Source organism: Pseudomonas sp. Marseille-Q5115 (genome assembly GCF_916618905.1).
Taxonomy (GTDB): domain Bacteria; phylum Pseudomonadota; class Gammaproteobacteria; order Pseudomonadales; family Pseudomonadaceae; genus Aquipseudomonas; species Aquipseudomonas japonica_A.
Map to the genome: position 1 here is coordinate 2,411,794 of NZ_CAKAKI010000001.1, position 19,344 is coordinate 2,431,137.

Annotated in this window: 14 protein-coding genes; 12 read left to right on the plus strand and 2 right to left on the minus strand. The window is 64.7% G+C overall.

What is annotated here, in order from left to right; all coding sequences use genetic code 11:
• Positions 1 to 6: 6 nt before the first annotated feature.
• A complete protein-coding gene (locus LG385_RS11090) occupies positions 7 to 972 on the minus strand; it encodes an ABC transporter substrate-binding protein (RefSeq protein ID WP_225774330.1) in 966 nt (321 codons plus the stop codon).
• Between the two features lie 223 nt (positions 973 to 1,195).
• On the opposite strand from LG385_RS11090, the gene LG385_RS11095 reads away from it, so the two are divergent.
• The 8 genes from LG385_RS11095 (at position 1,196) to LG385_RS11130 (ending at position 13,172) form a co-directional block, all read left to right on the plus strand.
• Positions 1,196 to 1,993 (plus strand): class II aldolase/adducin family protein, encoded by a 798-nt coding sequence (locus tag LG385_RS11095; RefSeq protein WP_225774331.1) that lies wholly within the window; start codon positions 1,196 to 1,198, stop codon positions 1,991 to 1,993.
• A gap of 76 nt (positions 1,994 to 2,069) precedes the next feature.
• Positions 2,070 to 4,490: a TonB-dependent receptor plug domain-containing protein gene (locus tag LG385_RS11100; RefSeq protein ID WP_413247321.1), complete on the plus strand. Its 2,421-nt coding sequence runs from the start codon at positions 2,070 to 2,072 to the stop codon at positions 4,488 to 4,490.
• 54 nt (positions 4,491 to 4,544) lie between these two features.
• Positions 4,545 to 6,173 carry an ABC transporter substrate-binding protein gene (locus LG385_RS11105; RefSeq protein ID WP_225774332.1) on the plus strand — a complete coding sequence of 543 codons (1,629 nt, stop codon included), beginning with the start codon at positions 4,545 to 4,547 and terminating at the stop codon, positions 6,171 to 6,173.
• Positions 6,170 to 7,120, plus strand: coding sequence for an ABC transporter permease (locus LG385_RS11110; protein ID WP_225774333.1), 951 nt, complete (start codon positions 6,170 to 6,172; stop codon positions 7,118 to 7,120). Before LG385_RS11105 ends, LG385_RS11110 begins: the two co-directional genes overlap by 4 nt.
• A gap of 1 nt (position 7,121) precedes the next feature.
• The gene (locus LG385_RS11115) at positions 7,122 to 8,018 is read left to right on the plus strand and encodes an ABC transporter permease (protein ID WP_225774334.1); all 897 of its coding nucleotides are present in this window, start codon (positions 7,122 to 7,124) and stop codon (positions 8,016 to 8,018) included.
• Complete coding sequence (locus tag LG385_RS11120) at positions 8,015 to 9,655, plus strand: dipeptide ABC transporter ATP-binding protein (RefSeq protein WP_225774335.1); 1,641 nt, start codon at positions 8,015 to 8,017, stop codon at positions 9,653 to 9,655. The genes LG385_RS11115 and LG385_RS11120 overlap by 4 nt, the downstream gene beginning before the upstream one ends.
• Before the next feature lie 276 nt (positions 9,656 to 9,931).
• On the plus strand, positions 9,932 to 12,079 hold the full coding sequence (locus LG385_RS11125) for an ATP-binding protein (protein WP_225774336.1): 2,148 nt from the start codon (positions 9,932 to 9,934) through the stop codon (positions 12,077 to 12,079).
• A gap of 142 nt (positions 12,080 to 12,221) precedes the next feature.
• Positions 12,222 to 13,172 (plus strand): 2-hydroxyacid dehydrogenase, encoded by a 951-nt coding sequence (locus LG385_RS11130; RefSeq protein ID WP_225774337.1) that lies wholly within the window; start codon positions 12,222 to 12,224, stop codon positions 13,170 to 13,172.
• A 3-nt stretch (positions 13,173 to 13,175) separates the two neighbouring features.
• Here LG385_RS11130 and LG385_RS11135 read toward each other — a convergent pair whose 3' ends face one another.
• A complete protein-coding gene (locus LG385_RS11135; protein ID WP_225774338.1) occupies positions 13,176 to 13,694 on the minus strand; it encodes a GNAT family N-acetyltransferase in 519 nt (172 codons plus the stop codon).
• Positions 13,695 to 13,871: 177 nt separating this feature from the next.
• Between LG385_RS11135 and LG385_RS11140 the strand changes: the two genes are divergently transcribed.
• The 4 genes from LG385_RS11140 to acnD all read left to right on the plus strand — a co-directional run bounded on the left by LG385_RS11140 (position 13,872) and on the right by acnD (position 19,325).
• Positions 13,872 to 14,567: a GntR family transcriptional regulator gene (locus LG385_RS11140; protein WP_225774339.1), complete on the plus strand. Its 696-nt coding sequence runs from the start codon at positions 13,872 to 13,874 to the stop codon at positions 14,565 to 14,567.
• A 21-nt stretch (positions 14,568 to 14,588) separates the two neighbouring features.
• The gene (prpB, locus tag LG385_RS11145; RefSeq protein WP_225774340.1) at positions 14,589 to 15,479 is read left to right on the plus strand and encodes a methylisocitrate lyase; all 891 of its coding nucleotides are present in this window, start codon (positions 14,589 to 14,591) and stop codon (positions 15,477 to 15,479) included.
• A 58-nt stretch (positions 15,480 to 15,537) separates the two neighbouring features.
• Positions 15,538 to 16,665 carry a 2-methylcitrate synthase gene (prpC, locus tag LG385_RS11150; RefSeq protein ID WP_181114118.1) on the plus strand — a complete coding sequence of 376 codons (1,128 nt, stop codon included), beginning with the start codon at positions 15,538 to 15,540 and terminating at the stop codon, positions 16,663 to 16,665.
• Between the two features lie 65 nt (positions 16,666 to 16,730).
• Entirely contained in the window at positions 16,731 to 19,325 is a 2,595-nt protein-coding gene (acnD, locus tag LG385_RS11155; protein WP_225774341.1) for a Fe/S-dependent 2-methylisocitrate dehydratase AcnD, read from the plus strand.
• The last annotated feature ends 19 nt before the right edge of the window (positions 19,326 to 19,344 follow it).

The following is a 19,344-nucleotide window of genomic DNA, read 5'->3' on the forward strand; positions in this document are numbered from 1 at the left end:
AGGCCCTCACGGCTGCCTGGCCACCTGCTCATTCACCGGCACATCAAAGCCTTTGGCAAAGGTAGGGGCCACGTCCAGGTGGCCATTGATCAGCCCATGGGCCTGGTAGAAGTCGGCTGTTTCCTGCTGTTGCCCGATGGTAGTGGCATCTACCGCCTGCCAGCGCAGTTGCCGCCGCTCGAACTGCAAGCGCGCGGCGTTTTCAGGAAAGCCGATAATCGCCGCCAAGGTGCGGGAGTAGCTGTCCAGGTTCTGGTAGGCCCACACCTGCGCCTTGGCCAGGCGTGCGAGGTAATCCTGCAAGGCGGCGCGGTGGGCCGGGTCGGCCAGTGCCTTGTCGGTGGCGGCCAGGAAGCTGTTGCCGCTGGACAGCCCGCGCCCGTTCACCAGCACCCGGGCCTGACCGCTCAGTTCCGACAGCGCCGTGTAGGGCTCCCACGTGGCCCAGGCGTCTACCGAGCCGTTGGCCAGCGCCATTTTGGCGTCCACCGGGCCGAGGAAGCGGAATTCCACGTCTTTCTCTGTAAGGCCTACGCTCGCCAGCGCCCGCAGCGCGATGTAATGGCCGATAGAACCGCGCCCGGTGGCGATGCGTTTGCCCTTGAGGTCGGCAGCCGAATGCAGGGGTGCATCAGGGTTGACCAGCACGGCCGTGCCGTAGGCGTCGGATTTGTCCACGGCAATGGCTTTCACCAGAGCGCCCGAGGCGAGTGCGAACAGCAGCGGTGCGTCGCCGATGATGCCGGCATCCACCGCGCCGGCGTTCAGTGCTTCGGCCAGAGGAGCGGCCGCCGGGAATTCGGACCAGCGCAGATCGTAAGGCAGGTCCCGCAGAGCGTCAGCGGCCTCCAGCTGGGCGCGCATGTTGCCTTTCTGGTCGCCAATGCGCAGTTCGATGCGGTCAGCGGCCACGGTATGACCAGCGAGCAACAGGGCGGCGCCGAGGGCCAGGATTCGAGCAAAGGGAGGCATGGGCAGGTTCCTTGAGCGTGCCGCAGTGCTTACCGCACGCGGCTTGAGGGAGAAGGCCCGATGAACTCTACCCTCACCTTTTATATTCCTGAAATGCATTTTTAGAATAACTTAATATGCATTTTCAAAAACTTTTGCAGTCTTTGCTTAGACCAAAAAAGAATTTTACAGCGGAAATGTTGCGCCCTACCGTCATAAGCCCTGACACAGGAGCGCCCCTTCAATGACCGCTTTGTCCGTACTGCCTGACACCCCTGCCCTCACCGTTCGCCAGCGGGTAACCCCGGAAGAGTGGGAGGTGCGGGTGAAGCTGGCCGCAGCCTACCGGCTGGCTGCGCTGTTCCGCTGGACGGACCACATCTACACGCACTTTTCCGCCCGCGTGCCGGGGCCGGAGGAGCACTTCCTGATCAACGCCTTCGGCCTGCTGTTCGACGAAATCACGGCCTCCAACCTGGTGAAGGTTGACGTGGACGGCACGCTGATCGACGACCCGCTGGGCCTTGGCATCAACCAGGCCGGCTATGTGATTCACAGCGCCATCCACCGTGCCCGGCCAGACCTCAAGGCGGTGTTGCACACTCACACCCGCGACGGCGCGGCGGTATCGGCCCAGCGCAACGGGCTGCTGCCGCTGTCCCAGCACGCGCTGGCGTATTACAGCCGGGTGAAATACCACACCTACGAAGGCGTGGCGCTGGACCTGGACGAACAGGAACGGCTGGTAGCCAACCTGGGCGACAGCAATATCTTCATCTTGCGCAACCACGGCCTGCTCACGGGTGGGGTGAGCATCGAACACGCCTTCCGGGAGCTGCATGGGCTGGAGCGCGCCTGCAATATCCAGATCGCCGCGCAGGCAGGCGGCAATGTGGACCTGCTGTTCGCGCCCGACGCGGCCATCGAAAAGGTACGCCAGCAAACGGCTGGCTTGCTCGACGGCAGCAGCCCCGGCCTGCAGCGCCACTGGGATGCGCTTATCCGCCAGCTGGACCGCCAAGGCCAGGATTACAAGGAATAACCCTGCTTTTAACCAGACGCCACAGCTGCACCCGCACCAAGGGCCAGTGACACTTGATTCAAGGAAGACGCCCTCGATGCCCTACCCGTATTTGCGCCTGTCAGCCGTTACTGCTTCTGTTCTGCCTGGCCTGTTCATGGCCACCACGCCCATGGCGGAGGCGGCCGACACTGACCCTACCCTCAGTACCGTCACAGTGATCTCCACCGGGGTGCGCGGGCAACAACGCACCGTGGCCGACAGCCCTGCCCCTATCGACGTGATCAACAGCGATCAATTGCTCAAAACCGGGCGGGCGGAGCTGTCCGAAGCCATTTCCAAACTGCTGCCCTCGTTCAACTTCGGCACCAATATCGCCGGCTACAACTCGGTCACCCGGCCACTGAGCAACCGTAGCCTGGGCCCGGCCTACACCCTGGTGCTGGTGAACGGCAAGCGCCGCCACAACGGCGCGGTGGGCCAGCGCGGCTCCACCGATAACAGCGGCGCCAATGCCGTGGACATCGACCTGATCCCGGTCAGCGCGGTGGACCATATCGAGGTGCTCAAGGACAGCGCCGCCGCCCAGTACGGCTCGGATGCGGTGGCCGGAGTGATCAATATCATCCTCAAGCGCGGCAATGCCGGCGGCCACGCGGAAACCAGCTATGGCAAGCTGTATTCCGGCGAGGGGGAAACTATCAAGCTCGCCGGCGACGAAGGCTTCAAGCTGGGCGATGGGGGGTTTTTTCACCTCTCGGCAGACGCCCATAAACGTGGCGACGCTTCATGGAACGGCAAGGCCGACAGCAGCGTGCACGCCTACACCGACCCTGTGAAAGAAGCGGCCTGGGACCGCGTGGCCATTCGCAACGGCGACCCGGACCTCAAGGCTTTCAACCTGGCCTACAACGCCGAGCTGCCGCTGGACCGGGTCACGCTCTATTCCTTTTCCACCTATGGCGAGCGCGACGCCGAGGCGTACAACTATTACCGGTTACCCACCGGCACCGCCCCCGTGCCCGAGCTGTTTCCCGACGGCTACTACCCGCTCAACAACATCAAGGACCGGGACTACCAGTTCCTGTTCGGCGGCAAGGGCGAGCTGGCCGCGTGGAACTGGGACCTGAGCACCAGCTACGGCCGTAACAACGTGCACCACTTCAGCGACTTCAACATCAACCCATCGCTGGGTACCGCCTCGCCCACGAAATTCGACAACCTGGCCACCTTCCGCTTCGAGCAGTGGGTGAACAACCTGGACGTCACCCGCCACTACGACAGCCTGTTCCAGTTCACGCCCCCCGTGCAGGTGTCAGCCGGGCTGGAACACCGCTGGGAGCGCTTCAGCACCTTCGCCGGCGACCCGGAGGCGTATATCACTGGCACCTACCCGGCAGCCTCCGGCGCCCAGGCGGCAGTGACCATCCGCCCCGAAGACGAAGTGAGCCTGATCCGCAACAACTACGCCGGGTACCTCGACCTCGGCTTTGACCTTACCGAACGCTGGTTCGTGGACGTGGCCGGGCGGGTGGAACATTACGACGATGACTCGGGCAATACCTTCGGGCTGAAGGTGAATTCCCGCTACGAGCTCACCGACACGGTGGCCGTGCGCGGCACCGTGGGCACCGGCTTTCGCGCGCCCTCGCTGACGCAGATCGGCTACACCGTGGCCGACAACCGCGTGGCCACCGACGTGAACGGCAATGTGGTGCCGGCGGTTACCCGGCTCACGCCCTCGGACAGCAACCTCGCCAAAGCGCTGGGTGGCGATGACCTCAAGCCGGAGAAGTCGCGCAACCTTGGTCTGGGCCTGACTTGGCAACCGGCGCCGCGCACCAGCGTGACCGCTGACGCCTACCTGATCGACATCGACGACCGCATCACCCTTACCAGCAACATCTATGACCAGGGCAATGGCGTGGTCAACAGCATCCTGGCCGCCCAAGGCGTGACTACGGGCACCTGGGTGAACTACTACACCAACGCGTTCGATACCCGCACCCGCGGCCTGGACATCGTGGGCGACCACACCACGCCATTGGCCGGTTGGGGTGAGGTGCGCTGGAGCCTGGCGTTCAACTGGAACAAGACCACCATCGAGGATGTACGCGATACCCCCGCTTCGCTGGCCAATTCGGGCGTGACCCTGGTGGGCCGGGACCGTGAGGGCGACCTGACCGAGGCAACGCCCAAGACCAAATGGATACTGGGCGCCAACTGGAAGCTCGACGACCTGGCGGTGAACCTGCAAACCACCCGCTACGGCGCGGTGAAAACCCTGGCGGTGAACCCCAGCGGCGACCGCAGCTTCAATGCCCGCTGGATCACCGACCTGGACGTGAGTTACACCTTCTTTGACCAGCTCACCGTGAGCGTGGGCGGCACCAACCTCTTCGACGTACGCCCAAGCCGCAACGCGGTGTACAGCAGCCTGGGCCTGGCACCCTATGGCAACCCGCCGTTCTACCCGGGCGGCGGCTACTGGTACACCAAGCTCGCTTACGACTTCTGAAACCCATCCGGCCCGCTGCCGGAGGGCGGCGCGGCCTTGACTGAGGATGCGCTTATGACACTTGATCGTTCCCTGGCCAGCGCAGCCCTGCTGGCCGCCATCGCCCTGGCCTTGCCAGGTTGTTCACCGTCCCCTGCCGATGCACAGGCCGCCACCACGCTGAAAATTGCCTTCTTCAGCGACAATACCCAGCTGGTGAGCCTGGACCCTTTCCAGGTGTACTGGCTGGAGCACCGCGTGGTGCTGCGAAACGTGGCCGAATCCCTCACCGACCAGGACCCGAAAACCGGCGACATCATCCCCTGGCTGGCCGAGCGCTGGGAGGTGAGCCCCGACGCCCGGGCCTACACCTTCTACTTGCGCAAGGGCGTGACGTTCAGCAATGGCGAGCCCTTCGATGCCCAGGCGGTGAAAACCGCCTTCGACAGTGACAAGGCCTTCGCGGCGCAGCTACCCAGCACCTTTGGCGCCACCTACCTTGCCGGTTACGACCATGCCGAAGTACTCAACGCCCACACGGTGAAGCTGGTGTTGTCGCGGCCCAACGCGGGCTTCTTGCAGGCGACCTCGACCACCAACCTGGCGATTCTTGCGCCAGAGTCCTACCGCAAAACGGCGCAGGAGCGCTCCAAGGGCGCCATCATCGGCACCGGCCCGTTCGTGCTGGAGCACTACACGCCGGAAAGCGGCCTACGCCTGGTGAAGCGCCAAGGTTATGCGTGGCCTTCGGCGAATGTGCAGAACAAAGGCGAGTCCCACCTGGCTGCCATCGACGTGACCTATGTGCCGGAAGACAGCGTGCGCAACGGCCAATTCCTCCAGGGCCAGGTGGACATCCTGTGGCCGCGCGATCCGTTTTCCGACGTAGACCTGCAATTGCTGCAAAGCAGGAAGGCGACGATCCAGAGCCGCTCGCTGCCGGGCCCGGCGTGGAACCTTTACCCCAACACGCGCGGCGATCGCATCCTGGCGGACCAGAACGTACGCCTGGCCGTGCAAAAGGCCATCGACCGCAAGACCTATGCGGCCACCGTGTACAACCCGGCCTTCCCGGTGGTGGATGGCGTGTTCGACGTGACCACGCCGTACTTCCGCAGCCAGGGCGCCAAGCTGGCGTTCGACCCCCAAGGCGCCAGCCACTTGCTGGCCCAGGCTGGCTGGCAACCCGGCCCCGACGGCTACCGCTACAAGGATGGCAAGCGCCTGACGCTGGTGTACAACCTGGCCGGCAAGGAAACCGCCGGGGATGTGCTGATCCAGGACCAGCTGAAAAAAGTAGGGATCGACCTCAAGCTGCGGGTGCAGACCAAGGCCGAGTGGGCCGCCGCCAACGCCGCGGGCAACTACGACCTCACTTACACCTACATGACCCGCGCCGACCCTATCGTGCTGCAGACCATCCTCGACCCTCGCAGCGCCAACAGCTCCACGTTGGCCACCAACGTGTACCCACCGGCGACGCTCAACCAGGCGCAAGCCCTGTTCGACAGCGGTCTTACCGCTACCAGCGCGGATCAGCGCGCCCAGGCCTATGGCGACCTGCAAGCGCTGCTGATCGACCAAGGCTCGGCGATCCCGGTGTATGAACGGGTATGGCAGGCGGCGACCGCGCCTCGCGTGCAGAACTTCCGCTGGAGCGCCGAAGGCTTCGCCTTCCTCAACGACATCGAGGTGAAGCCATGAGCCGCTATCTGCTAGGGCGGGTGGGCCAGGCGCTGCTGGTGCTATGGGGCGCCTACAGCATTACCTACTTCATCCTGTACCTGCTGCCGGGCGACCCACTGTCCATCATGCTCAGCGCTTCGGGCATGGAAATCGACGCGCTGTCCCCGGAGCAGCTGGCCAAGGCGCGCGCCTATTACGGGCTGGACCAAGGCGTGCTGGAGCGCTATGCGCACCTGCTGTGGGGCGTGTTGCATGGCGACTTTGGCCAATCCCTTACCCTCAACCGCCCGGTGACTGCAGTATTGGCCGAGCGGCTGCCGCAAACCCTTGCGCTGGCCGGCAGCGCGATCGTGCTGTCTCTGGTGGGCGGCGTGGGCCTGGCCTACCTGGCGGCTTATGTGCGCTGGGCACCGCTCAAAACTGCCCTGTCGAGGGCGCCGGCGCTGGGCTTTTCGGTGCCGGTGTTCTGGATGGGCCTGCTGCTGATCCAGGTGTTCGCGTTCAGCCTGGGCTGGTTTCCCGCCACCGGCAGTAATGGCCTGGCCAGCCTGGTGCTGCCGGCGGTCACGTTGTCGATCCCCAGCGCGGCGGTGTATGCGCAAGTGTTGCAACGGGGCTTCCGGGACGTGGCCCGCGAGCCGTATATCGTCACCGCCTACGCCAAGGGCCTGAGCCGTGGCCAGGTGCAGGCGCGCCACAGCCTGCGCAATGCCGCCCTGCCCCTGCTCACGCTGATCGGCCTGCAAGTGGGCAACACCGTCTCCGGCGCGGTGCTGGTGGAAACCATCTTCGCCCGCAACGGCGTGGGCCGGCTGGTGCAGGAAGCGGTGTTGCGCCAGGACATCCCGCTGGTGCTGGCGATCGTCAGCGTATCGGCTGCCGCCTTTGTGCTGGTGAACCTGCTGGTGGACCTGCTGTACCCCGTGCTCGATCCCCGTATCACCCATTCGCCCAAGGTGGCCTGACATGACTGGTACCAACCGCTTGATCGCCCCTTCCTTCACTGCCGAGCCGCTGGCCTGGCGGCCACGTCGCCGGCTTGAACGCTGGCTGGCGGTGGCCGAGCCATTGGCGCGCCGGCCGGGGTTTCTACTCGCCACGGCGCTGGTTGTATTTACGTTGACCGCTGCTGCGGCGCCTTGGCTGTTCAGCGGCCTGGACCCGTATGCCACCGCGCCCGCCGCCAAGCTGCTGCCGCCTGGCACGGGGCACTGGTTTGGCACCGACGAGCTTGGCCGCGACCTGTACACGCGCATGCTGTACGGGGCGCGCCTGTCGCTGGAAGCCGCGCTGCTGGCGGTAGGTCTGGCGATGGTTTGCGGGCTGGGGCTGGGCATTCTGGCGGGCTTTATCGGTGGCCGTATCGATGCGCTGATCATGCGCGTGGTGGATGTGCTGCTGGCCTTGCCGGGCCTGCTGTTGGCCTTGGCCATCGTCACCGCTATCGGTTTCGGCACCTTGCCCGTGGCCGTGGCGGTTGGCGTGGGCATCATCCCCGGCTTTGCCCGCACTACCCGCGCCGAAGTGCTGCGGATCAAAACCCTGCCTTACGTTGAGGCCGCGCGGCTCGGCGGCGCCAGCTGGGCCCGCACCCTGCTGCGGCATGTGCTGCCCAATGCCTGGGGGCCGGTGGCGGTACTGGCCACGCTGGATGTGGGCGCGGCCATCCTGGCCACGGCCGGGCTGAGTTTTCTTGGCTTTGGCGCAGAACCACCCGCAGCCGAATGGGGCACGCTGATCGCCAACGGCCGGCACTTTCTGATCACCGCGCCCTGGGTGTCGCTGCTGCCGGGGCTGTTCGTGGTGCTGGTGGTATTCAGCCTCAACCACATGGCCCGCACCTTCGAGGAGCTACAACCATGAGCGCGTTGATCGAGGTACGCGACCTGCGCGTGAGCTACCAGGGCACCGCCGGGGTAACCGAAGCGGTACGGGGCGTGAGCTTCGAGCTGCATGAGGGCGAAACCCTGGCTATCGTGGGCGAATCAGGCTCTGGAAAAACCACCGTGGCCAGCGCCCTGCTCGGCCTGCTGCCTGCCAGCGCACGGATCACCCAAGGTGTGCTTAAGGTGAACGGCGAAGACGTGACCCACGCCAGCGAGCGAGTGAAGCGCCAACTGCGCGGTGGAATCATCGGGCTGGTACCGCAAGACCCGATGGTAAGCCTCAACCCCACGCTGAGCATTGGCCGCCAGATCGGCGAAAGCCTGGTGCTGCGCCACGGCGGCCGATACCCCGCGCTCGATGCGGACGTGATTGCGCTACTGGAGCAGGTAGGGCTCGACAACCCCGAGTTGCGTGCCCGCCAATACCCGCACGAGCTGTCCGGCGGCATGCGCCAACGGGTGCTGATCGCCATCGCACTGGCAGGCGAGCCACGGGTAATCATCGCCGACGAGCCCACCAGCGCGCTGGATGTGACCGTGCAGCGGCGCATCCTCGATCACCTGGAGCAATTGGTGAAGGCACGCGGTATCGCCCTGCTGATCATCACCCATGACTTGGGGGTGGCGGCGGATCGCGCCGACCGGGTGCTGGTGATGAGCAAAGGCGAGCGCGTGGAAGATGGCCTCGCGCGGCAGGTACTCGGTGCCCCGGCACACCCCTATACCTGTGCGTTGCTGGCCGCCGCGCCCGGCTTCTCTGACGGTCCGGGGCCGGTCCCACTGCCAGCGCGGGCTGCGGAGGCCCGGCCCTTGCTCAGGCTTGAAGGCGTGAGTAAACGCTACCCCTTGCCGGGGCATGATGACCCGCTTAAAGCGCTCCACAGCCTGAGCTGCGAAGTGTATGCCGGCCAGACTCTGGCGATCGTGGGGGAATCGGGCTCGGGCAAAAGCACTACCTTGCGTATTGCGCTGGGCCTGGAAGCGGCCAGCGAAGGCCGCGTGCTGTTCGACGGCCAGGACCTCACCGGGCTTGGCTGGAAAGCCTTCCGGCCGGTACGCCAGCGCATGCAGCTGGTGCAGCAAAACCCCTTCGCAGCGCTGGACCCGCGCCTCACCGTGTTCCAGAGCGTGGTCGAGCCACTCGTTTCCTTCGGCCGGCTGAAGGGCAAGGCCCTTGAACAGGCAGCCCGAACGTTGATGGATCAGGTGGGGCTGCCCGTCAGCTTTCTCGACCGATTGCCGCGGGAACTCTCCGGCGGCCAGCGCCAGCGCGTGGCCATTGCCCGGGCGCTGAGCCTGGGGCCGGAGCTGTTGTTGCTGGACGAACCGGTGTCCGCGCTGGACGTGTCAGTGCAAGCACAGATCCTGGACCTGCTGCGCACCCTTCAAGCCGAGCTGGGCGTCGGCTATGTGCTGGTGAGCCACGACCTGGCCGTGGTCAAAAGCCTCGCCCATCAGGTGCTGGTGTTGCGTCACGGCGAAGTGATCGAACAAGGCCCGGCGCAGCAGGTGCTGGAACGGCCGAGCCAGGCCTATACCCGGGAATTGCTGGCCGCGGTGCCGGGGCGCGGCCTACACAGCCCTGTGCCCTCGCGGGAAGCCCAGATTTTGTAGCAGGCGTCTGACTTCGTGAGAAGCGACTGTCTTGAGCTGATTTTTCAGACCTTCGCGCCGGGCCACCCATTCGCGAGCACCCTCTGTGGCTGCGCTTGCTCCCACAGGGGCCGGCGTAGTCTGTGGGAAGCGGCCGGGCCGGCCACCCGGCGTTAGCTTGCGAAAAATGACGCCTTGCACCTTTTTGCTATCATGATGGGCACTCTGCCCCGGCGCGTTGTCATACCTGAGCCGCTTCCAGCTTTACCCGAACTTTCGCAGCGATATAGGCCTGCCATGTCTGTTGTGTCACCCGCCCAGATCACCTTGGACAACTGCGAGAACGAGCCCATCCACACCCCGGGGTCGATTCAGCCGCATGGAGCTTTGGTGGCGCTGGCGCCGGATGGCCTGGTGCTGACGCGCAGCTTGAATTTCACCGAGCATCTGGGCACCGACGCGGTACCTGGCCACCCGCTGCCCGAGGTTCTGCTCAGCCAGCTCGCCGAACTGGTAGACGCCGGGCTGGTGGCCGAGGAAGGTTGGACCGACAGCAGCCGGTACACTGCGGGCGATAGCGGTTTCGATGTAATCGCGCACCGCTATCAGAACGTGATCTATCTGGAATTCGAGGCTCAACCGCTGGCCCAGAATGCTTTTTATCACCTGGCTGCGGATGCCCAGCGGATCATTGCGCGCATTCGTCATGCCCGGGACGCGGACGTGCTTCTGCGCCGGGTTACCCTGGATATCCGCGACCTCACCGGCTACGACCGGGTGATGGCTTACCGCTTTCGCCCGGACGATTCCGGTGAAGTCGTGGCCGAGGCGCACCGCCCGGGTCTGGTGTCCTATCTGGGGCAGCGCTACCCGGCGTCGGATATTCCCAGGCAGGCCCGCCGGCTGTATATCCAGAACCCCACCCGGCTCATCGCCGATGTAGCCTACAGCCCTTCCCTGCTGGAGCCCCAGCGGCATCCCTCGACGGGCCAGCCTTTCGACCTGAGCCACTGCGAGCTTCGCAGTGTGTCGCCCATTCACTGCGAGTACCTGGGCAACATGGGCGTGCACGCCTCCATGAGCGTGTCGATCGTGGTAGCGGGCAAGCTGTGGGGGCTTTTTTCCTGCCATCACCATGCGGCCAAGACACTGGCGTATTCCGTGCGGCTGTCTTTTCAGATGGTGTCGCAGATCTGCGCGGCGCTGGTAGAGCGGCTGGAGCAGATCCGCGAGGGCGAAGCGATCAACCTGGCGCAAACCCGTGTTCATGCGCTGGAAGAAGGCCTGCACGATGCTGGCGACCTGATCGCGGCCCTGTGCCAGGCCACTCCCGGCCTGGACAGCCTGATGGAATGCACGGACGTAGCCGTGTGCCTGAAGGGTCGTGTGCAAACCCTTCACGGCGTGGCCGACGAAGCCGCACGGCAAATGAACGGCTACCTGGCTGCATTGAGCGATGCCAACCTGTATGCACTCGAACGCTGGCCGGGCCCTGGGCCGATCAATGGCTTGTGCGGTGTGCTGGCGGTGCGCTTTGACCGCCGTGAAAACGGCTGGATCATGTGGTTCCGCCCTGAGCAGGTGGAAAACGTACGCTGGGGTGGCAAGCCGGAAAAGATCGTCGACACCGGCCCACTGGGCCCGCGGCTTACGCCACGCGGGTCGTTCGAAGCCTGGGAAGAAGTGGTGCGGGGGCAATCGGTGCCTTGGTCGCGCATCGACCGTGCGGCGGCCGAACAGCTGCGCCAGGCACTCGCCAATGTGGTGTTCACGCGTTTGAGCCACACCAATGTCATGCGCCAGATGCTGATCGCAGCCCTCGGCCACGACCTGCGCACGCCGCTGCAGTCGATCACCATGGCCGCCTCGATGCTGAACGATAACGAACAGCGCACGGCGCGCCTGCGCCAGAGTATTGCCACGTCCTCGGGGCGGATGAGCCGCCTGGTAACCCATGTGATGGAGCTGAGCCGGTTGCAGGCAGGCCTGGGCATGGCGCTGACAACGGTGCCCACCGACGTTTCCGCGCTGCTCGAAGCGCTCGCCGACGAGGCAGAGCTGGCTTATCCGGGGCTTCGCCTGGAGCGCGAGATCCAGCCTGGCCTGCACGCCAACCTGGACCCGGACCGCCTGGCACAGGTGGTGATCAACCTGGTAGGCAACGCCAGCCAGCACGGCGAGAGCAACCGCGCGCGGCTGGGCCTGAGCGCCAGCCCTGAGGCCTTGCTCGTCACCGTGAGCAACCCGGCGGCGCCCATGAGCGAAGAGCGGCTCAAGCACCTGTTCACGCCGCTCAAAGGCACCACCAACCCACAGGCCAACCGCGATGGGCTGGGGCTGGGGCTTTACATTTCCGATGCCATCGCCCGTGCCCATGGCGGGGCGATCATCGCTGAGCAAGCTGATGGTGAAGTTACGTTTACCGTGAAGATTCCGCTACGCTGAGCACCTGACGCAGCAGCGACAGGCCCTGCAATGCCAGGTAAACCCAAACGCGAACCTGATGATCCAACCCTCAGCTGTTCCACCCGCTGAGCCTGATTCCATGACCACGGCCCGGTAGCGGGCCGTTCCTGCGGAGCACTGCATGACTGACAACACTGTGGACGTACTGGTATGGGGCGCGTTGAACCCGAGCCTGATGGCCAACCTGCAACAGCACTACCAGGTGCATAACCGCGCCGAGATCACTGACCTCCAGGCCTGGGGTGACAGTCATGGCGCGAAGATCACTGCGGTGATCACCAGTGGCGTGTTCGGTACTGAGATCGACGTACTGGAGCGCCTGCCCAACCTCAAGGTGGTGTGCAGCTTTGGCGTGGGCTATGACGCCATCGACATCGCCTACCTGGCTGACCGTGGCATTGCGGTGAGCAACACCCCGGACGTACTGAACAACGCCGTGGCAGAAACCGCCATGGCGCTCACCCTGTGCCTCACCCGGCGCATCAGCGAGGCTGAGCGTTTCGTGCGGGCGGGCGCCTGGCCCACCGGCAAGTTCCCTCTGGGGCGCCAGCTCACCGGCAAAACCTGCGGCATCGTTGGCTTGGGCAAGATCGGTAAAACCATCGCCCAGCGCGCCGCCGCGTTCGAGATGAACATCGCCTACTTCCGCCGGGGCGAGCCGTATGCCGGGATCGACTACACCCATTACAACGACCTGGCCGAGCTGGCCCGGGCAGCCGATTACCTGATCGTGATCGTGCCCGGCGGGGCTGGTACCCAGCACCTGATCAACCGCGAAGTGCTCCAGGCCCTCGGCCCGGACGGTTTCCTGATCAACGTGGCCCGTGGCTCGGTAGTGGACGAGCAGGCGCTGATTGCCGCGCTTCAGGCCAAGGAGATTGCCGGCGCGGCCCTGGACGTGTTTGAAAACGAGCCCCACGTGCCCAGCGAGCTGATGAGCATGGACAACGTGGTGCTGGCCCCGCATATCGGCAGCGGCACCCAAGAAACTCGCCAGGCCATGGCCGACCTGGTGTTCGCCAACCTTCAGCAGTTCATGGCCGACGGCACCCTGATCACGCCGGTGGAATAAGCCCTATACGCCGCCTGGGCCCGTTAGGACGCGTTCCATATGAAGCGTACGCCACAGCGGGTCCGGGTCCTGAGCGATCAGTTCAAAGCCCTGCCGTTCCCAGAATGCCTGCGCGCCAGGCAGGAACGGGTGGGTGTGCAGGTACATCACTTCAACCCCCTGTTCTTCTGCCTGCTGTTGCAGCGTCTGGTACAACGCACTGGCCAACCCGGCGCCGCGGTACTGGGGTAGCACGAATAAACGCACCACTTCCACAACTCTCAGCCCGAGATAAGGCAGCGCCGGGAAGCGCCGGTCGTCAGGCACGTAACCGATCACGCCCACTACCTCGCCCTCATCCCGCGCCAACAGAAAGCGGCCGGGGCCGTTGATGTAGGTGGCCTCGAAAGCCGCCAGATCGGTCGGCATTGCGGTGCCTTCGAGCTTGGGGAACATTTGTGCGCGAGCGGCGAGTACGAAGGGCAGCACCTTCGAGATACTGTCAACAGTCGCGCCATCGATCACCCACCTGCCGTCAGTCATTGATCTCTACCCCGCATATCCGACGGCCAGTGTGCCGCGCGCGGGAAAACGGGTCCAGCGGGCCTTCACGGCAGGGGGTATCGCGCGAGTAGGGAACCCAGCGTATTGTCGACACCGAATTGACTTATCGCTATATGCGGGAGTAGATTCGGCTCATCAATCGTGGATGTGTCGACAATGCCCACCCCCCAAGACGCCCCAGAAGCGCTCGCGCCTGATTCCGCCACGCTCTCCGAGAACGTGTTCCGGCGAATCCAGGCGGCCATCGTAGGCGGCGAGATCGCCCCAGGCAGCAAGATCTCCGAGCCGGAGCTGGCACGGGTATACGGCATCAGCCGCGGCCCGCTGCGTGAGGCGATCCACCGGCTGGAAGGCCAGCGCCTGCTGGTGCGGGTGCCCCATGTGGGCGCGCGGGTGGTGTCGCTCAATCGCGCCGAGCTGATCGAGCTGTACGAAATTCGCGAATCCCTCGAAGGCATGGCCTGCCGCTTGGCGGCCGAACGCATGACCGACGCACAGATCGACGAGTTGCGCGCGGTGCTTCACACCCATGAACAGGACGCCGCGTTCCAGGCGGGCGTGGGCTACTACCAGCAGGAAGGCGACTTCGACTTCCACTACCGGATCATCCAGGGCAGCGGCAACCGCACCCTTACCCAAATGCTCTGTGGCGAGCTGTATCAGCTGGTGCGCATGTACCGCATCCACTTTTCCGCCACGCCCAACCGGCCCCGCCAGGCCTTTGCCGAGCACCATCGCATTCTCGATGCCATTGCCGACCGCGATGGCGAGCTGGCCGAGCTGCTGATGCGTCGGCATATCGCGGGGTCCAAGCGCAATGTCGAGCGTCATTATCAGGACGCCGCCCAATAACAACAGCCTCTGAGGTGAGTCATGAGTCAGCCAAGCAGCCCCGGCCAGCGTTTTCGCGACGCGGTCGCCAGTGAGCAACCGTTGCAGGTGGTTGGCGCCATCAACGCCAACCATGCCCTGCTCGCCAAGCGGGCCGGGTTCAAGGCGATCTACCTGTCTGGCGGGGGCGTAGCCGCTGGCTCGCTGGGCCTGCCGGACCTGGGCATTACCGGCCTGGACGACGTATTGATCGACGTGCGCCGTATCACGGATGTGTGCGAGCTGCCCCTGCTGGTGGACGTGGACACAGGCTTTGGCTCCTCGGCGTTCAACGTGGCACGCACTGTGCGTTCGATGATCAAGTTCGGTGCCGCGGCCATCCACATCGAGGACCAGGTGGGTGCCAAGCGCTGCGGCCATCGGCCTAATAAAGAGATCGTTTCCCAGCAGGAAATGGTCGACCGCATCAAGGCCGCCGTGGACGCGCGCACCGACGACGCGTTCGTGATCATGGCACGCACCGACGCCCTGGCCGTCGAGGGCCTGGAAGCCGCCCTGGACCGTGCCGCCGCCTGCATCGAAGCCGGCGCCGATATGGTGTTCCCGGAAGCGATCACCGAGCTTGAGATGTACAAGCTGTTCGCCCAGCGGGTGAAGGCGCCGATCCTGGCCAACATCACCGAGTTTGGCGCCACGCCGCTGTTCACCACCGAGGAACTGCGCAGCGCCCAGGTGTCCTTGGTGCTGTACCCACTGTCGGCCTTCCGCGCCATGAACAAGGCCGCGGAAAACGTGTATGGCGCCATCCGCCGCGACGGCACGCAGAAGAACGTTGTCGATACCATGCAAACCCGCATGGAGCTGTACGACGCCATCGACTATCACGTGTTCGAGCAGAAGCTCGACGCCCTGTTTGCCCAGAACAAGCGCTAAGCCTGGCGCCGTGATGCATTGCCAATTCTTATAAAAAATCCAAGCGTGGAGACTGCAAATGGCCGAAGCAAAAGTATTGAGTGGGGCTGGCCTGCGTGGCCAGGTGGCAGGGCAAACCGCGCTGTCTACCGTGGGCCAGGCGGGTGCCGGGCTGACCTACCGTGGCTATGATGTGAAAGAGCTTGCCGAGCACGCCCGCTTCGAAGAAGTGGCCTACCTGCTGCTGTACGGCGACCTGCCGACCCAGGCGCAGCTCGACGCCTACCTGGACAAACTGCAAGGTTTGCGTGACCTGCCGCAGGCCCTGAAAGAGGTGCTGGAACGCATCCCGGCCAGCGCCCACCCGATGGATGTGATGCGCACCGGCGCCTCGTTCCTGGGCAACCTGGAGCCGGAAACCTCCTTCGAGCAGCAACGTGACGCCACCGACCGCCTGCTCGCAGTGTTCCCGGCGGTGATGTGCTACTGGTACCAGTTCAGCCACCACGGCAAACGCATCGAATGCACCAGCGACGAACGCTCCCTGGGCGGCCATTTCCTGCACTTGCTACACGGTAAAACCCCGGTCGAGCTGCACCGCAAGGTAATGGACGTGTCGCTGATCCTGTACGCCGAGCACGAATTCAACGCCTCCACCTTCGCCGCCCGTGTGTGCGCTTCTACCCTCTCGGACCTGCATTCCTGCATCACCGGCGCCATCGGCACCCTGCGCGGGCCGTTGCATGGTGGTGCCAACGAGGCGGCCATGGCGATGATCGAGAAGTTCGGCTCGGCCGAAGAAGCGGTACAAGGGACCCTGGCGATGCTGGCGCGCAAGGACAAGATCATGGGCTTCGGCCATGCCGTGTACAAGGACAGCGACCCGCGCAACGAGGTGATCAAGGGCTGGTCGAAAAAGCTTGCCGACGAAGTAGGCGACACCGTGCTGTACCCGGTGTCCGAGGCCATCGACAAAACCATGTGGGAACAGAAAAAACTGTTCCCCAACGCCGACTTCTACCACGCCTCGGCTTACCACTTCATGGGCATTCCCACGCCGCTGTTCACCCCCATATTCGTGTGTTCCCGTGTCACCGGCTGGGCCGCCCACGTGTTCGAGCAGCGTGCCAACAACCGCATCATCCGCCCCAGCGCCGAATACACCGGCGTCGACCAGCGCAAGTTCGTGCCAATCGAACAACGCTGACCCGGCCGGGCGCGTCGCCACGCGCGCCCTGCCCTTTACCGTGCCCCGTGACCGAGCCGCTAGCCATGAATACCAAGTACCGCAACACCCTGCCCGGTAGCCCGCTGGACTACTACGACGCCCGCGCAGCGGTTGACGCCCTGCAGCCCGGGGCCTACGCGACGCTGCCGTACACTTCCCGCGTGCTGGCGGAGAACCTGGTACGCCGCTGCGACCCGGCCACGCTGGACGCTTCGCTGTTGCAGCTGATCGAGCGCAAGCGCGACCTGGACTTCCCCTGGTTCCCGGCCCGCGTGGTGTGCCACGACATTCTCGGGCAAACCGCCCTGGTGGACCTGGCTGGCCTGCGCGATGCCATTGCGCGCCAGGGCGGCGACCCGGCTCAGGTGAACCCGGTGGTGCCTACTCAACTGATTGTCGACCATTCGCTGGCGGTGGAATGCGGGGGGTTCGATCCGCAAGCGTTCGAGAAAAACCGCGCCATCGAAGACCGCCGCAACGAAGACCGTTTTCACTTTATCGACTGGACCAAGAAAGCCTTCCGCAACGTGGACGTGATCCCGCCGGGCAACGGCATCATGCACCAGATCAACCTGGAGAAAATGTCCCCGGTGATCCAGGTGCGCGAAGGCGTGGCCTTCCCGGACACCTGCGTGGGCACCGACAGCCACACGCCACACGTGGATGCGCTGGGGGTGATCGCCATCGGCGTAGGCGGGCTGGAAGCGGAAAGCGTGATGCTGGGGCGTGCGTCGTGGATGCGCCTGCCGGAAATTGTCGGCGTGGAACTGACCGGCAAGCTGCAGCCCGGCATCACCGCCACCGACATGGTGCTGGCGCTGACCCAGTTCCTGCGCCAGCAGAAAGTGGTAGGCGCCTGGCTGGAGTTCTTCGGCGAAGGGGCGGCTGCGCTGACCCTCGGCGACCGCGCAACCATTTCCAACATGGCGCCTGAATACGGCGCCACGGCGGCCATGTTCCCTATCGACGCGCAAACCATCGACTACCTGCGCCTCACCGGCCGCGAAGATCAGCAAGTGCGACTGGTGGAGGACTACGCCAAGGTCACCGGGCTGTGGGCGAGCGACCTCGGCGAAGCGGTGTATGAACGCAACCTGGCCTTTGACTTGTCTTCGGTGGTGCGCAACATGGCCGGGCCAAGCAACCCACACGCGCGCTTGGCGACCGCCGACCTGGCGGCCAAAGGCATCGCTGGCCCGTGGGAAGACATCCCCGGCCAGATGCCTGACGGCGCGGTGATCATCGCCGCGATCACCAGCTGCACCAACACCAGCAACCCGCGCAACGTGATCGCCGCCGGCCTGCTTGCCCGCAACGCCAACCGCCTGGGCCTTACCCGCAAGCCGTGGGTGAAAACCTCCCTGGCGCCCGGCTCGAAAACCGTGGCGCTGTACCTGGACGAGGCCGGCCTTACCCACGAGCTGGAGCAACTGGGCTTCGGCGTGGTGGCCTTCGCCTGCACCACCTGCAATGGCATGTCCGGTGCGCTGGACCCGGCTATCCAGCAGGAGATCATCGACCGTGATTTGTACGCCACCGCCGTGTTGTCGGGTAACCGCAACTTCGATGGGCGCATTCACCCCTACGCCAAACAGGCCTTCCTTGCCTCACCACCTTTGGTGGTGGCCTATGCCATCGCCGGTACCATCCGCTTCGACATCGAAAAGGACGTGCTGGGCATTGGTGCCAATGGCGAGGAAATCCACCTGAAGGACCTCTGGCCGAGCGATGAAGAAGTGGACGCCGTGGTGAAATCCTCGGTCAAGCCCGAGCAGTTCCGCCAGGTGTACATCCCCATGTTCGCGGTGCACGAAGACACCGGGCCGAAGGTGGCGCCGCTCTACGACTGGCGGCCAATGAGCACTTACATTCGCCGCCCACCCTATTGGGAAGGTGCGTTGGCCGGCGCGCGGCCGCTAAAGGGCATGCGCCCGCTGGCGGTGCTGGGCGATAACATCACCACCGATCACCTCTCCCCGTCCAACGCCATCCTGCTGGACAGCGCGGCCGGTGAATACCTGGCGAAAATGGGCGTGCCGGAAGAAGACTTCAACTCCTACGCCACTCACCGCGGCGACCACCTCACCGCCCAGCGCGCGACCTTCGCCAACCCCAAGCTGTTCAATGAAATGGTGCTGGAGGATGGAAAGGTGAAGCAGGGTTCGCTGGCGCGGGTAGAGCCCGAAGGCCGGGTGATGCGCATGTGGGAAGCCATCGAAACCTACATGGAGCGCAAGCAGCCGCTGATCATCATTGCCGGTGCCGACTACGGCCAAGGCTCATCGCGGGACTGGGCCGCCAAGGGCGTTCGCCTGGCGGGTGTGGAGGCCATCGCAGCCGAGGGCTTTGAACGCATCCACCGCACCAACCTGGTGGGCATGGGCGTGTTGCCGCTGGAGTTCCTGCCGGGCACCAACCGCCACACGCTGGCCATCGACGGCACAGAAACCTACGACATAGTCGGCCAACGCACGCCACGCGCGCTGCTTACGCTGGTGATCCACCGACACGACGGCGAGCGCCTGGAGGTGCCGGTGACCTGCCGCCTGGACACTGCCGAAGAGGTGTCAATCTATGAGGCCGGCGGTGTATTGCAGCGCTTCGCCCAAGACTTCCTCGAATCCTCGTCGGCAGCCTGAATACCTTACCTGGAGCGGC

Bases quoted from the DNA above. Each gene is read 5' to 3' on its own strand.
- prpC (WP_181114118.1), top strand. From the start codon at position 15,538: ATGGCCGAAGCAAAAGTATTGAGTGGGGCTGGCCTGCGTGGCCAGGTG.
- LG385_RS11090 (WP_225774330.1), bottom strand. From the start codon at position 972: ATGCCTCCCTTTGCTCGAATCCTGGCCCTCGGCGCCGCCCTGTTGCTC.
- LG385_RS11100 (WP_413247321.1), top strand. From the start codon at position 2,070: ATGCCCTACCCGTATTTGCGCCTGTCAGCCGTTACTGCTTCTGTTCTG.
- LG385_RS11115 (WP_225774334.1), top strand. From the start codon at position 7,122: ATGACTGGTACCAACCGCTTGATCGCCCCTTCCTTCACTGCCGAGCCG.
- LG385_RS11130 (WP_225774337.1), top strand. From the start codon at position 12,222: ATGACTGACAACACTGTGGACGTACTGGTATGGGGCGCGTTGAACCCG.
- acnD (WP_225774341.1), top strand. From the start codon at position 16,731: ATGAATACCAAGTACCGCAACACCCTGCCCGGTAGCCCGCTGGACTAC.
- LG385_RS11105 (WP_225774332.1), top strand. From the start codon at position 4,545: ATGACACTTGATCGTTCCCTGGCCAGCGCAGCCCTGCTGGCCGCCATC.
- LG385_RS11125 (WP_225774336.1), top strand. From the start codon at position 9,932: ATGTCTGTTGTGTCACCCGCCCAGATCACCTTGGACAACTGCGAGAAC.
- LG385_RS11110 (WP_225774333.1), top strand. From the start codon at position 6,170: ATGAGCCGCTATCTGCTAGGGCGGGTGGGCCAGGCGCTGCTGGTGCTA.
- LG385_RS11120 (WP_225774335.1), top strand. From the start codon at position 8,015: ATGAGCGCGTTGATCGAGGTACGCGACCTGCGCGTGAGCTACCAGGGC.
- prpB (WP_225774340.1), top strand. From the start codon at position 14,589: ATGAGTCAGCCAAGCAGCCCCGGCCAGCGTTTTCGCGACGCGGTCGCC.
- LG385_RS11095 (WP_225774331.1), top strand. From the start codon at position 1,196: ATGACCGCTTTGTCCGTACTGCCTGACACCCCTGCCCTCACCGTTCGC.
- LG385_RS11135 (WP_225774338.1), bottom strand. From the start codon at position 13,694: ATGACTGACGGCAGGTGGGTGATCGATGGCGCGACTGTTGACAGTATC.
- LG385_RS11140 (WP_225774339.1), top strand. From the start codon at position 13,872: ATGCCCACCCCCCAAGACGCCCCAGAAGCGCTCGCGCCTGATTCCGCC.